The organism is Rossellomorea sp. H136, from assembly GCF_056838065.1.
Window position 1 is genome coordinate 4,673,836 of record NZ_CM166371.1, and the last position, 14,230, is coordinate 4,688,065.

General features: G+C 43.1%; 12 protein-coding genes. 6 read left to right on the plus strand and 6 right to left on the minus strand.

All coding sequences use genetic code 11. From position 1 onward, the window contains the following. Positions 1–77: 77 nt before the first annotated feature. From treP to ACYH0O_RS23455, 3 genes are all read left to right on the plus strand, one after another. Complete coding sequence (gene treP, locus ACYH0O_RS23445) at positions 78–1,496, plus strand: PTS system trehalose-specific EIIBC component (protein WP_482630547.1); 1,419 nt, start codon at positions 78–80, stop codon at positions 1,494–1,496. A gap of 336 nt (positions 1,497–1,832) precedes the next feature. Beyond that, on the plus strand, positions 1,833–3,518 hold the full coding sequence (gene treC, locus ACYH0O_RS23450; protein ID WP_482630548.1) for an alpha,alpha-phosphotrehalase: 1,686 nt from the start codon (positions 1,833–1,835) through the stop codon (positions 3,516–3,518). Between the two features lie 123 nt (positions 3,519–3,641). Next, entirely contained in the window at positions 3,642–3,809 is a 168-nt protein-coding gene (locus tag ACYH0O_RS23455; protein ID WP_426891909.1) for an aspartyl-phosphate phosphatase Spo0E family protein, read from the plus strand. 50 nt (positions 3,810–3,859) lie between these two features. Here the strand turns inward: ACYH0O_RS23455 and ACYH0O_RS23460 are convergent, their stop codons facing one another. Next, the gene (locus tag ACYH0O_RS23460) at positions 3,860–4,471 is read right to left on the minus strand and encodes a nuclear transport factor 2 family protein (RefSeq protein WP_482630549.1); all 612 of its coding nucleotides are present in this window, start codon (positions 4,469–4,471) and stop codon (positions 3,860–3,862) included. Between the two features lie 118 nt (positions 4,472–4,589). On the opposite strand from ACYH0O_RS23460, the gene treR reads away from it, so the two are divergent. After that, positions 4,590–5,312 (plus strand): trehalose operon repressor, encoded by a 723-nt coding sequence (gene treR, locus ACYH0O_RS23465; RefSeq protein WP_482630550.1) that lies wholly within the window; start codon positions 4,590–4,592, stop codon positions 5,310–5,312. A 529-nt stretch (positions 5,313–5,841) separates the two neighbouring features. Here the strand turns inward: treR and ACYH0O_RS23470 are convergent. From ACYH0O_RS23470 to ACYH0O_RS23480, 3 genes are read right to left on the minus strand one after another with little or no spacing between them, the layout of a single operon-like run. Continuing rightward, positions 5,842–6,681, minus strand: coding sequence for a hypothetical protein (locus ACYH0O_RS23470; protein ID WP_482630551.1), 840 nt, complete (start codon positions 6,679–6,681; stop codon positions 5,842–5,844). A 60-nt stretch (positions 6,682–6,741) separates the two neighbouring features. Then, positions 6,742–7,464: a hypothetical protein gene (locus tag ACYH0O_RS23475; protein WP_482630552.1), complete on the minus strand. Its 723-nt coding sequence runs from the start codon at positions 7,462–7,464 to the stop codon at positions 6,742–6,744. Between the two features lie 60 nt (positions 7,465–7,524). Continuing rightward, the gene (locus tag ACYH0O_RS23480; RefSeq protein WP_482630553.1) at positions 7,525–8,070 is read right to left on the minus strand and encodes a signal peptidase I; all 546 of its coding nucleotides are present in this window, start codon (positions 8,068–8,070) and stop codon (positions 7,525–7,527) included. A gap of 314 nt (positions 8,071–8,384) precedes the next feature. Here ACYH0O_RS23480 and ACYH0O_RS23485 point away from each other — a divergent pair, with 314 nt between their 5' ends. Then, the gene (locus tag ACYH0O_RS23485; protein WP_482630554.1) at positions 8,385–10,766 is read left to right on the plus strand and encodes an immune inhibitor A domain-containing protein; all 2,382 of its coding nucleotides are present in this window, start codon (positions 8,385–8,387) and stop codon (positions 10,764–10,766) included. A 381-nt stretch (positions 10,767–11,147) separates the two neighbouring features. Here the strand turns inward: ACYH0O_RS23485 and ACYH0O_RS23490 are convergent, their stop codons facing one another. Both ACYH0O_RS23490 and ACYH0O_RS23495 read right to left on the minus strand, forming a co-directional pair. Next, on the minus strand, positions 11,148–11,825 hold the full coding sequence (locus tag ACYH0O_RS23490) for a response regulator (RefSeq protein ID WP_149154754.1): 678 nt from the start codon (positions 11,823–11,825) through the stop codon (positions 11,148–11,150). 30 nt (positions 11,826–11,855) lie between these two features. Beyond that, positions 11,856–12,998: a sensor histidine kinase gene (locus ACYH0O_RS23495; RefSeq protein WP_149154755.1), complete on the minus strand. Its 1,143-nt coding sequence runs from the start codon at positions 12,996–12,998 to the stop codon at positions 11,856–11,858. Between the two features lie 538 nt (positions 12,999–13,536). Here ACYH0O_RS23495 and ACYH0O_RS23500 point away from each other — a divergent pair. Continuing rightward, entirely contained in the window at positions 13,537–14,169 is a 633-nt protein-coding gene (locus tag ACYH0O_RS23500) for a YigZ family protein (RefSeq protein ID WP_482630555.1), read from the plus strand. The last annotated feature ends 61 nt before the right edge of the window (positions 14,170–14,230 follow it).

Genomic DNA, 14,230 nt, shown 5'->3' on the forward strand with positions numbered 1-14,230 from the left:
GAAATGAAAGCGGGTTCAAGACAACTTTCGACATTATTCGGGAGTTGCCATGAACCGTAACTAAGGGAGGGATTTTCATGAGCGTGAAACGTGAAGACGTTCTGGAAATTATTGAAGCGATTGGCGGCAAGGATAATATCCGCACGGCCACTCATTGTGTGACTCGTCTTCGATTAGTATTGAATGATGAGAAAAAAGTTGATAAGGAAAGATTAGTGGCCATTGATCTCGTGAAGGGTTCGTTCTCTTCCAACGGTCAGTTCCAAGTTGTCATCGGACAAGGTCTTGTCAATAAAGCGTATCAAATGTTAGCAGAAGAAACGGGAATTGAGCAGGCTTCCAAGCAGGATGTGAAGGATGCTGCCACTCAGAACCTGAATCCATTGCAGCGTGCGATCAAAGTGTTGGCGGATATCTTCATACCAATTCTTCCTGCGATCGTAACAGCCGGTTTGTTGATGGGTCTGAATAATATTTTGACCGGACCGGGGATTTTCTTTGATAAAGATACATCGGTCATTGATGTGTACCCGCAATGGGCGGATCTGACGAACATCATTAATTTAATCGCGAATACCGCCTTCGTGTTCTTACCGGGACTGATTGGTTGGTCGGCGGTGAAGCGGTTTGGCGGAAGTCCACTCCTCGGTATTGTATTAGGTCTTATGCTTGTACACCCGGATTTACTTAATGCTTGGTCTTATGGTACAGCTGAAGAAATTCCGACATGGAATCTGTTTGGTTTAGAGGTAGACAAAATTGGCTATCAAGGACAAGTGTTACCGATCTTATTTGCTTCCTTATTATTAGCGAAAATTGAAAAGTTCCTGGATAAACGGGTTCATGACTCGATTAAATTGTTAGTTGTTGCTCCTGTAGCCTTACTGATTACTGGTTTCGCATCCTTCATCCTGATCGGACCTGTAACATTCTTCCTTGGAAACATGCTGACAGATGGTGTTGTCTGGGTGTTCGATCATGTATCCTGGTTAGGTGGACTGCTATATGGTGGATTGTATGCAGTGATGGTTATCACGGGTATGCACCATACGTTCCTGGCAGTAGATTTACAGCTTGTATCGAACGCAGGCGGAACATTCTTATGGCCGATCCTGGCACTATCGAATATCGCTCAAGGATCTGCAGCCCTTGCCATGATGTTTGTGGCGAAGAAAGAAAACGAAAAACTTCGCGGGTTGGCAGGAACCTCTGCCCTATCCGCTTATCTCGGAATCACAGAACCTGCTATGTTCGGAGTTAACTTACGTTATAAATATCCGTTCATCTCGGCATTGATTGGTTCTGCTATTGGTGGGGTATTACTCGCAATGACAAGTACGAAAGCATTCTCCATCGGTGTCGGCGGACTGCCTGGAATCCTGTCCATTAAATCAGAATACTGGGTACCATTTGCAATCGGTATGGTCATCGCCATCGTCGTCCCATTCGTACTGACGATGATCTGGTCAAAATTCAGCAAAAACGAAGCTGCCTAATAAATAGAAAAAGAAAACAGTTGTAACAACTTGTATATACAAGTTAAAATAAGGGGGACAAATCAATTCTAGCCACTAACCTGCCCAGGTTATGTGTATGGGATGGTTGTCTCCCTTTTATTTAGGGACGGACCTTCTTAAATGCTTGCAGTAGAGCGGAGTGCCCAGTCTCAATGGGTGAAAATTAGAGGACTATGTGTTGGAGGTCCGTCCCTTATGATGGACCTTTAGATAAGAAAAATCGCAGAAGAATCATGTTTGACGATCATGATTGTGTATAAGTGAAAAGGGTTGAGGTCCGTCCCTCAAAATTAAATCTAGGATGGTGTATAGGTTATGAAGCAGCCTTGGTGGAAGAAGTCGGTTGTGTATCAGATTTATCCGAAGAGTTTTTATGATACGTCTGGGAATGGCGTTGGGGATATTAAGGGGATTACGGCGAAGTTGGATTATTTGAAGGAGCTTGGGATTGATGTGGTGTGGCTGACGCCTATTTACAAGAGTCCTCAACGCGACAATGGTTACGACATTAGCGATTATTTCAATATTCATGATGAGTATGGATCGATGGAGGATTTCGATGAGCTATTAGAGCAAGCCCATCAGCGTGGAATCAAGATCATCATGGATATCGTGATCAACCATACATCCACGGAAAATCAGTGGTTCATTGAGTCTCGTAAGTCGAAGGATAACGAGTACCGGGATTTCTATATTTGGAAAGACGGTAAGCCGGATGGTTCCGAGCCGACAAACTGGCAGTCCAAGTTCGGCGGTAACGCTTGGCAGTATGATGAGGAAACGGGTCAGTACTACCTTCACCTCTTTGACGTGACCCAGGCTGACTTGAACTGGGAGAGCGATGAAGTCCGCCGGAAGCTTTATGACATGATGCACTTCTGGCTGAAAAAAGGCGTCGACGGCTTCCGCCTGGATGTGATCAATCTTATCTCCAAGGATCAAGACTTCCCTGATGATGATGGTTCGGTCGCACCTGGAGATGGACGCAAGTTTTACACTGACGGTCCCAAGGTCCATGACTATATGCAGGAAATGAACAAGGAAGTCTTCTCTCAATACGACATCATGACCGTTGGAGAAATGTCTTCCACAACGATCGATCATTGTATCAAGTACTCACGTCCTGACCGGAACGAGCTCAGCATGACGTTCAACTTCCATCATTTGAAGGTGGATTATCCTAACGGGGAGAAATGGTCGGTCGCTGACTTTGATTTTCTTAAGCTGAAGGAAATCCTGTCTATCTGGCAGCGTGAAATGAATAAAGGCGGCGGCTGGAACGCCCTATTCTGGTGTAACCATGACCAGCCTCGAATCGTATCCCGCTACGGCAATGACGGTGAGTACCATAACGAATCAGCGAAGATGCTCGCAACGACGATTCATATGATGCAGGGTACCCCTTATATTTATCAAGGTGAAGAGTTCGGGATGACAAATCCTAAGTTTACAAGCATCGATGAGTATCGTGATGTTGAGTCCATCAACATCTTCAACATTTTAAAAGAACAAGGTAAATCCGAAGAAGAAATTTTAGAGATCCTGCGTCACAAGTCACGTGATAACTCAAGAACGCCTGTACAGTGGAATGGGGAAGAAAATGCCGGATTCACGAGCGGCACTCCTTGGATTCCCGTCGCGAAAAACTATCAGGAAATAAATGCAGAACAAGCGTTAAAAGACGAAAACTCTGTCTTCTATCACTATCAGAAGCTGAATCACCTCCGGAAGGAATATGACATCATTGTGGATGGAGACTATCAGCTGATTCTGGAAGATCATCGCGACCTTTTTGCTTATGTACGCAATGGGAATGGGGAAAAATTGCTTGTGGTGAATAACTTCTATGGTCGTGAAACGGAGTTCACTCTTCCTGATGAGGTCGATGTTGAAGGCTGGTCGAGCGAAGTGTTGTTGTCTAACTACGAGGATACGGCGAATGTTTATAAGAACATTACGTTACGTCCTTATGAATCAATTATTTTCTATTTTACTATATAATTCTTGGAGAACCTGGCATCTACTTAAGATGTCAGGTTCTTTTTTACTGATAATTCAAAAAATATATACTAGAATGATGAGATGTGTCATAATAATGGTAATTTATTTAAGGAGGATTCAGCGATGCCCCAGATTGTAGAAATTCAGCCTACTCTTCAAGTAATGGAACAAAAAAGAATTGAGCTTCAGGAATATGCTCTATTAAATGGGGTCTCAAATCCTACTACCATCCAGATGAGTCAAGAACTTGATAAACTGATTAATGAGTTTAATCAACTAAAAGCTACATAACAAAAGCCTGTGTGAGTCTGGAATGATTCACACAGGCTTCTCCTTTATGATTATTCAGTAGCTTCCTCTTCCTCTTCCCCTTCACTAGCCAAGAAGAAAATCGCCGCAACCTTCCATCCATCTTCTTTATTATGGAAAACGGTTACCTGCTTCCCTGAATGGGTCACTTCCTTATCGCTGTTCGGGTCCTTCGTTGTCGCTTCGATTTCTGCATACACATCTGCTTTTTTTCCAGCTGCGTAATTGATGATCTTCACGTTTTCCACCGTACGTTTCGAATCGACTGAGTCAAAGATTTGTTTGACATAGCGCTCTTCGTCCGCGTATTCGAAATTCACCGGTGTCTTCGAGATGACGCTCATGTATGATTCGAAGTCTTCTTCGTTAAAGGCATTGATATATTGATCAAAGGCTGCGTTGATCGCCGTTTTCTCTTCTTCCGGGATACCCTCTGCTTCTTTCAGCTCGCTCGCATCCTCAACGATTTGTGTCATTTGATTCAGAGATGCCGCTTCGTCTGTTGCCGGGTCTTCACTTGGCTTTACCTCTTCCGTACTGTTTGTGTTCTCTTCCTTCTTCTCTTCGTCTGCACCACAAGCACCCAATAGTAACGTACTCATGCCAATTCCCAACATGACTTTCTTCCAATGCTGTTTCGACAATGCTCTTCACCCTTTTCTAAAATTTGCGCTATCTCCATTCTATTGAAAATATTCACAACACTCAAGTTCAATCTCATTTCTTCCTATTAATTATGGTAAAATAATAGCAGGTGATATTATGACGAAAAGCAATAAATACAAACAAATCTTCGAGGATCTCTCTGAAAAAATACAGGATGGTACCTATACAGCGAATTCAATCCTGCCATCGGAAAACGAGCTCACGGTGATCTACGCAACTTCACGTGAGACCATTCGTAAAGCGCTTACATTATTGGCACAAAAAGGATTCATTCAAAAGCTCCGTGGGAAAGGGTCCCTTGTTCTCGATGTGTCGCGGATGAGCTTTCCGATTTCGGGGCTTGTGAGCTTTAAAGAGCTGCAGACTTCGATGGGCCGGGATCAGATTGAGACGTCCGTGCACGAGTTTGGATTGATGCGTGCCGATGACCAGATTGCTTCACAGCTCGAGACTTCTGGAAGCGCCGAAGTCTGGAAAGTCGTTCGCTCCCGTCAGATCAGCGGGGAGAGAATTATATTGGACAAATCCTATTTTTTAAAGGAACAAGTCCCTTTATTGACGAAAGAAATATGCGAGAACTCGATTTATGAGTATCTGGAGGGTGAACTGGAACTACCAATCGATTTTGCCAAAAAAGAGATTGTTGTAGAAGAGTGTACGGATGAGGACCGGAAGTATCTTGATTTAGATAAATATGATCATGTGGTGGTCGTGAAGAACTTTGTCCATTTGAAGGATGCGACATTGTTTGAGTATACGGAATCGAGACATAGGTTGGATATGTTCCGGTTTGTTGATTTTGCACGAAGAAAGCATTAGGATGGGTCCACTTCCTGGTTGGGGAGTGGATTTTTTTTTAAAAGTGCATGCCGGGGGTACAACATTTTTGGGGTGATATGAATGGGTAAAGCAAATTCGACACCTTGGCACGATTATTTGAAACCTCGCATGATTAATCAAAATCCCGCATGAAAAATTCATAACCGGCACGATCCCCCTCAAATCCCGCTTGATTCTCCCGCGAAGGAGCTCCAGGTAAGGGATTCCCCCTTCAAATACGGCCCTCAATCCACATTCAAGACTACACTCCAGCTAAAACCGACAATCTAAAACAGAATTTCATTCGAAAAGGGATGGAAAAACTAAATGAGTAACGAACAATCTTCCTGATTACCGAGAAGGGAGCCTTCAACAATCAAACCCTCCATCAATTTTATACGAAAACTTGCAGTTGAAAACCGGTCCAGACTCCTTCAGCGTACTGCGAAAAAAATACAATGACCGGAAAATAAATGGACAAAAAATAAGATCAGTCCGTCAGTAAAATGCCCGGACTAATCTATACATGCTATTCACCAGCTATGCTACTGGCTTGCTCCGGCTTTTCTTCTTCAACTTGCTTCTCTTGCGGGACTTCATCTTTTACATTTTCATCGGGCGGCTCACTACTACTTGCATCCTCTTCTTCTACTTGAGGTTTGTCTGCCGTATTCTCCTCCTGTTCCGGATCCTCAACAACATGCGGCTCCACTTCTTCATCTTCAACCTTTACAGGAGTTTCTTCCCGGCTCTCAGCCTCTTCCTCCTCAGGTTCAGCCTCTTCCTTCTCAGGTTCAGCCTTTTCCTGATCATCTACATTTGTTTCATCTTCCACCTTTGGCTTTTCTTCCACTTTACTTTCAACCGATTCCGGCACAATCGTTTCTTTCAATTCGGTTGAATCCACCGCTACGCTATAGGTTTCATCGACATAGTTAATAAATCCCTGGATGTGATAGGTTAAGGAGGTTGCCTCACATCCCCCTGTCATGTCAGTGATGGCATCTGGGTCAGTGTTTAAGGATTCCCCCGGTTTCAGTTTTTGACTGGTGAGCATTTCCTCTCCGCTGCCTAATTTGAGGGATATGGTAACCTTCGTACTCATATCTGAAATGTTTTTTACCGTTAAAGTATTCTCTATGGAGCAATTGCTTCCATACTGAATTTCTGAAGCTTGAATCTGCAGCAAGTCCTCTGTTGTGGCATTTTGAATGGTACCCGATGCACTCGTTTCCGAGGTAAACCACGCATATGTTCCTGGTAAAGTAGTAAAGGCAGTTGAAATTAAATAGATGGAGGAAAGGATAAGGAAGGTGCACATCGTTATAAGGGACCCATTCCCTTTTAGTCCATTATGTAGCGGTTTCATTAGATTCTCCTTTCAATAGAGATAGGCAGCCTGTGAGCGACTGCCCCATCTTTCTGTACCTTATTTCTTGTTTTCGAACTTTGCCCCCTGGTCTGTCTGCTTAGCCTGTACCATTAGATTACCACTATATTTTGCTCCTTGATACTCATTCCCTGCACTTTGGTCAAGTTTCACATCGAACGCCATTGTGATGTATTCATCCTCTTCCAGTGTAAAGAACTCGTCTTTCCCAAATTTAAAGGTTTTCTCTCCACCTGAAGAAGATTTTGCAAGAGCCGACATGGCTTGCGCTTCCTCCACTGTCGCTTCCCCGGTAATGACCTCTACTCCTTTAGGCAATGTGGCAACCGCAGATTTAGCCATGCTCATTTGTGGATTGTGGTTCCCATTAAAGAAGCCTTTTTCCCATTGCATTCTCCAATCGTTCAATTCGTCCATATTAGGCTTCGCTTTATATTTGAAGGCCATGTAGTAGATTTTGTATGGATCTGCCGAAGCTTTATCCACTGAACCCGTATAGGTTAATTTTAAATTTTGTTTCAAATCACCTGTATTTTCCAAAGTAACGAAATCTCCATAAACCACTTGAGATGGTGCAAACTTTGCCCCTGTGAATAATGGTGTTGAAATGGCTTCCCCGTTATTTACAGATAGATTTCCTGTATCGATGGTCCCCACTGCTGATGTACTGGACGTGAACCAAGAATATGTACCATATCCTGCACTTACAACTAGCGCTCCTGCCAAAGATGTTGCCAATAATGCTTTTTTAACTGATTTCATAGTGAAAAATTCCTCCTCAAAGTTTGTTATATTTTTTTCTTTCATTAAAGCCGGGTACGATTATACCTTTGTAGAGACAGTATCTTCTTTTCTATTAAAATATCTGTTCGTCCGCTCAAATACTTCAATCAGAATAAAGAGAAGAAATGGCAACAGAACAAACAGAGAAAACCCAAGCTTACTGGAAATGAATTTTGCCACGAATCCTGCATTCGGCAGAATGACGGCGACTTCCCCGATTAACTTATCCGGCTGCACCTTCCAGCTGTCTTCTACATTGTTATTGTCACCCTTTGTCAGAAAACCTTCCGGGGTTACCTGAACCACACGGTGGGTCACGACCTTTTGATCCGCCGTATGAAAGGTGATGATTTCGTTCTTCTTGACTTCGACGGCATTTGTCTCCTTTACAAAAATCATGTCACCCGCACTGATCTTCGGTTCCATACTATTTGTCAGGACCGTTAATGGCTTGTACCCAAAAAAAGATGGTATCTTAGTAGGCTCTTTTTGCGCTTGATAGGAGACGAATAAGAGAAATACAATGCAGCATAGAGCAGATATCGACAGGAGATAAGTGAATATTTTCAACATTTTTCTTTTCAATTCATCACATCCTCCTATTGTAGTTATCGCCTGTATTCACAAATTTACTAGACTTGGATAAAAGTGTCAACTTTATAACGAACAAAAACGTTCGTTAAAAAACGACAAAATTTTCTAAGGTTTCTCCCAAAATGTCCTTAGGTAAAAAGCAAGCCATGATAAGGTTTGGAGCTCCCAAATGTGTTCGAGAATGGATCTGCACCATGGAAAAGCATCCCCTCAATATGTCGTAATTTGATGAGCAACTCTTCTACCATTGTGATTTTTAATAGAATAATATGGTAATGTACCAAAAAACAATTAGGGGGTTTCGCATGAACAAGTTATTCAAAACAGGTATCACTTCAGTTGTGATGGCAGGAACTTTATTTGCCGGTATTCCGGTAAGTTCATCTGTTGCGGCAAGTGTAGTGACAGAAAGCCATGTAAAAGAATCGGATTCACATTCACATTTTATCGGGACGTTGGATGCGGCTTTGATCAATGATGAGAGATTATTAGCCTCATTGATCAAGCAAGGGAAGATATCATCGAAAGCTTCTGATGCTACCAAGCAAAAAGAGTTGGAAAAGTATATTGAATTAAAAGGGAAGAAAATGGAAGATGCTAACGTAAAAGATCCCATCGCTCCTAAGGCGAAGGCAGCAGAATCTGAAAAGCATCAGAAGTTCAAAGACGCTACAAAGAAAAACAGCGGTAAATTACAAGGAAGCAAGAAGCACCCGGATCCCGTGAGTGAATCTCCTTCACCAGGTGTGGCCAAAAAAGGAAAGCTTCTCACTCTTATGGTCGAATACTCGGATTTCGAACATAACAATATCAAACCGAGTGAAACGGATAACTACTATGAGGATTACAACAAGGAGCACTTCGAAGAGATGATCTTTGGAGACGACGGCGTTACCGGCCCTAATGGTGAGAATTTCGTTTCTCAAAAGCAATACTATGAAGAACAATCAGGCGGAACTTATACAATCGAAGGGAATGCTTACGGATGGCTTAAGGTTCCTGGGACAGCGAAATATTATGGAGCAGACCAAGCTTCAGGAGGACATGACAATGTGACTCCTGGTGGCTCTAAGCAATTAGTAAAAGATACTTATGCTGCAGCGATTGCGGCAGGAATTCCCCTTGAGGATTATGACTTAGAAGATCCGCACGATTTAGATGGTGACGGGAACTATTGGGAGCCGGATGGATTAGTTGACCACTTACAGATCATTCATGCAGGTATGGGTCAGGAAGCTGGAGGCGGTTCTTTATTCGATGATGCCATCTGGTCTCACCGTTCCGCTGTCTTCGTTGACAATGATGGACTTGGAAACGGTCTTCCTGGATTCTATGATTATACGATGATGCCGGAAGATGGGGCTACTGGTGTATTCGCTCATGAATATGGTCATGACTTAGGATTACCGGATGAATACGATACGATTTATTCTGGAGCGGGGGATGCCGTCGGGTATTGGTCTATCATGTCTGCAGGTTCGTGGGCAGGTAAGATTCCCGGGACAGAACCAACAGGCTTTTCTCCTTGGGCAAAGTCCTACTTACAATCCACTTTGGGTGGAAATTGGACACAACCTTTAGTCATTGACTTTGAAGATATAAAGAAAAAAGGCACGAATTACTTGCTCGATCAGGCAAATTCTCCTAACGGCCAAAATCATCAGGCGATTCAAGTAAACCTGCCTGAGAAGAAGACAGCCGTGAATACTCCTGCTTCCGGAAGCCATGAGTATTGGGGCGGACAAGCAGATGAAATGGACACGAATATGGTGACGGATGTTGACTTAACAGGCAAGTCTTCTGCTGAGCTGACGTTTGACGCCTGGTATGATATTGAAGCACAATGGGATTTCGGATTTGTGCAAGTATCCACTGATGATGGGGAAAGCTGGAAATCATTAGGCAATGAAAACACACGTGATGATGTGGTAGCTGAGGGGTATCCTACTATATTGGATTCTATGCCTGGTTTCACAGGAACATCAGATGGCTGGGAGCCCCAATCATTCGATTTATCTGAATATGCCGGACAAGAAATCCAGCTGAGATTCCGTTATGCAACAGACTGGGGTACAACACTCACAGGTTTCTTCACTGATAATATTAAGGTCGTGGCAGATGGAGAAACAGTAGTGGAAGATGGAGCTGAAAGTACAACGACTCCTTTCACGTTAAATGGATTTGAACGTTTTGACGGTAACAAATATGTTGATCATTATTACTTATTGGAATGGCGCAACCATCAAGGTGTAGATGAAGGACTCGCCAATATCGCACGTGGAAATTCTTTGATGAGCTATGATGGTGGTCTGGTCGTTTGGTATGTAGATGACACCTTTACAGATAACTGGACGGGTCTCCATCCAGGGGACGGTTTCTTAGGAGTAGTAGATGCACATGATGATACCAATCTATTATGGAGCACAGGTGTAGAAGCCTCGACTCGTTACCATGTAGCAGATGCGGCGTTCAACTTCATGCCAACTTCCGGATTGAACCTGGTCTATCCTGATCAAACCCTGACACTTGCAAGTCAACGTGGAATTCCTTTATTTAATGATAGGAAGGATTACAATAACTCCTATCTGCCAGATGCAGGACGTAATATCAGTCATTACGGGTTAAAGGTACTGGTGAATGATCAAGCTAAGGACAAATCTGTCGGTTCGATCACTTTATCAAGATAGAATAGTAGATTACTCGTATATCCCTTGACCAAGGTTTGGATTTCGATCCCTTGGTCAAGGGATTTTTTACAGAAGTGTCACTTATACTACCCGTTGGATAACCTCCCTCCTCTTCTCGATATTTACTAGATTTCAAGCGCGGCATGACTTTTCCTATTCCTGCTTGAAAAACTCAATTCTCGCACGATTATCTGAATTCCCGCACGATTTTATTCAAACCTGCATGATTATGCCTAGAAGCCTGTTAGAGTTACAAATTTCAATCCCCTGAACCGGCCCATAGACTCAATAAACCCCTCACAACTATCTAAACCAAAAAAACGGCCCTTCTAAAAGAAGGACCGCTCTCTTAACAACAAATTAACAATACACAATTCTCTCTTATCGTACTTCCACCCAACCGTTCTTGATCGCAGTTACCACTGCTTGAGTACGGTCGTTCACATTCATTTTCTGTAAAATATTACTTACATGGTTTTTAACGGTTTTTTCGCTGATGTATAGGCCTTCACCGATTCCGCGGTTGCTCTTACCGTCTGCAAGCATCTGCAGTACTTCACACTCGCGGCGCGTTAATAGGTGAAGCGGGCGGCGAACTTCGGATTGTTGGAATCCACCTGAGTTTTGGGCGTTTGCCAGGCGCTTGTATTCTGCTACCAGGTTATGAGTTACCTTCGGATGAACGTAAGAGCCGCCGTCTGCGACGATTTTCACGGCGTCAACAAGGGCGTCTGAATCCATCTCTTTTAATAGGTAACCCAGTGCTCCTGTTTTCAACGCATGGTTTACATAGTTTTCATCATCGTGGATGGATAGGATGATGACTTTTGTATCCGGGTATCTGTCCATCAGCTCACGCGTTGCTTCTACGCCGTTTGTTTCAGGCATATTGATATCCATCAGGACAACATCTGGTTCGTGTGTTTCAACTAGGTTCATGGCTTCTGAACCGTCATCGCCTTCTGCTAATACGTTGAAAGAAGGTTCGAACTCAAGGATTCGTTTTACTCCCTCTCTGAAAAGCTGATGATCATCAATGATAACAATATTTGTTGCCATGTCTTTCGCCTCCCTAAACCTTGGAAAAATTTACTTATTAAGTGGAACCTGGATCAGTATCACCGTTCCTGTCCCTACTTTTGAGTCAATCGTGATGTCTCCTTCAAGAAGGTCGACACGTTCTTTCATCCCCATGATACCAAAGGATCCTGTTTTTTGTTTGTCTTTGTCGAATCCATTGCCGTTGTCTTTTACAACAACTGTTATTTGGTCTTTCTTTACTTCTACTTTAACTTGAATATGTGTCGCTTCAGCGTGCTTAAGTGCGTTCTGAACACTTTCTTGTACTAATCGGAACAGAGCGACTTCGAATTTGGAAGGAAGTCTGATATCGAGTCCCATATTCACAAACTGAATGGAGGTCTCCTGGTTATACTCTTCGATTGTACTCAAGTATTTTTTGAGGGTCGGAATTAACCCCAGGTCATCAAGTGCCATTGGTCTGAGGTCGTAAATGATGCGCCTGACCTCATATAGGGCTGAGCGGACCATCCGTTTGAGGTCGCGTATTTCATGGATGGCATCATCTGTGCTTTTTTCACGAAAAACCCGCTCGATTAAATCGGAACGAATTAAGACGTTGGCCATCATTTGCGCAGGACCATCATGAATCTCACGGGATAAGCGTTTTCGCTCGTCCTCTTGTGCCTCGATGATTTGAAGACCGAAATCCTGACGCTGTTTCGCGTCCTCCAGTGCCTCATTCACTTGCCTTAAGTCACTATTTAAATAATTGAGAACGACGGATATTTGCGAGCAAAGATTTTCTGCCCGTTCAATCGTGTCCCCGAGTGCGTGTAACCGTCTTTCCAGTTCATCCCGACGGTCTCTCAATTGCTTTTCTTGCTGTCTATTCATGGATAGCTTCATTTGCAGGTCATGAGCCTTCTCATACGCTTCTCTTACCTGATCTTCTGAATAGGTTTGAAAATGCTTGCTTACTTCAGAAAGTCTGAGTCGGGCAAACTTCGATTTCTGTTGGAGGTGATCTCCTTCATCAATCACTTTCAAAACCATTTCTTTCACTTCCAGCAGTTCTTTCATCAAATCTTCATAATCAGTTCGACATTGCTCGCCAATCTGAAAGATTTCATCCTTACTCTCGTCAACCGTATCGACCATCTTTTTCAGGATGCTATCTAACATCTTGGTGTCTATTTTTTTAAGTGACACGGTACACCCCTCTTTTGTTCCACAATAGTAGTCAACCTAGAATAAAGCTTCATGTAAAACTATACTTACATAGCAATAATCGGCATTTTTCAGCTGATGCTTCAGTCTTTTCAATGTAACCTAAGACCTAGGCTCCCACCTATAAATCCGTACCTATTATCAATTCCATGTAAAATCACAAAACTCCTTTATTCATCTAGGCATATTCCTATGTAATACCTCTACCAAGGGATCATTCGCTCCGGGAACATAAGAGAATGAATGGGAATTATCTAGACCATTCGGCTTCCCTTTCAGAGCTTTGGGAACAACTGAAGTATTACTATCAGCGTCCATTATACCATGTCACATATTGTCGGAGATTAAAGTTTTATTACATTGTATTACCATTATTTCATGCAGAACCAGTTTTTACCTGACACAATACCCTATGTGCCTCTCATTTTGTGCATTATGCATCATTTTTATATATAGTAGTATTAGGAGAAAAGAGCGTATTTTGTCGGGAGCTGCGACAAGAGGGAAAGGAGAAATGAGTTTGCTACATCACTATAATACTGTCAAGGGTTACGGAGAGCATGAAATCAATATTGAACGTTCCAGATTCATCACCTATGTCAATCGTGCCGAATCCGAAGAAGAGGCACAGGAATTCATCACCTCTATCAAGAAGAAGCATCATGATGCCAATCATAACTGCTCTGCCTATATGATTGGTGAAAACAACCTGATTCAAAAGGCAAATGACGACGGGGAGCCGAGTGGCACCGCCGGGGTTCCGATGCTTGAAGTATTAAAAAAGCGCGACCTCAAAGACACAGTCGTCGTTGTGACGCGTTATTTCGGGGGAATCAAACTTGGTGCCGGCGGACTTATCCGGGCGTATGGGCGAGCAACGTCTGAAGGCCTCAACGCTACCGGGATTGTTGAAAGACGTCTTATGAGGGTGATGAAAACGAAGATCGACTATACCTGGCTAGGTAAAGTTGAAAATGAAGTAAGATCGTCTACCTTTCAATTGAAAGAAATCCATTACCTAGATGCTGTCGAGATTGATGTGTATGTGGAAGAAGCCTCTAAGGAGCAGTTTGTGGATTGGATGACGGAGCTTACGAATGGGCAGGGTGAAATTTCCGAGGGTAATGTAGAATACTTGGAGTCATCGATATAGTACTTCTGAAGGGACGGACCTCGAATTTCGAGTTCCGTCCCTCTTGTAATATAAATTTCAT

What these genes read in the sequence shown, in the direction of transcription:
- treP (WP_482630547.1), top strand. Translation starts at nt 78, where the DNA reads ATGAGCGTGAAACGTGAAGACGTTCTGGAAATTATTGAAGCGATTGGC.
- treC (WP_482630548.1), top strand. Translation starts at nt 1,833, where the DNA reads ATGAAGCAGCCTTGGTGGAAGAAGTCGGTTGTGTATCAGATTTATCCG.
- ACYH0O_RS23455 (WP_426891909.1), top strand. Translation starts at nt 3,642, where the DNA reads ATGCCCCAGATTGTAGAAATTCAGCCTACTCTTCAAGTAATGGAACAA.
- treR (WP_482630550.1), top strand. Translation starts at nt 4,590, where the DNA reads ATGACGAAAAGCAATAAATACAAACAAATCTTCGAGGATCTCTCTGAA.
- ACYH0O_RS23470 (WP_482630551.1), bottom strand. Translation starts at nt 6,681, where the DNA reads ATGAAACCGCTACATAATGGACTAAAAGGGAATGGGTCCCTTATAACG.
- ACYH0O_RS23475 (WP_482630552.1), bottom strand. Translation starts at nt 7,464, where the DNA reads ATGAAATCAGTTAAAAAAGCATTATTGGCAACATCTTTGGCAGGAGCG.
- ACYH0O_RS23485 (WP_482630554.1), top strand. Translation starts at nt 8,385, where the DNA reads ATGAACAAGTTATTCAAAACAGGTATCACTTCAGTTGTGATGGCAGGA.
- ACYH0O_RS23490 (WP_149154754.1), bottom strand. Translation starts at nt 11,825, where the DNA reads ATGGCAACAAATATTGTTATCATTGATGATCATCAGCTTTTCAGAGAG.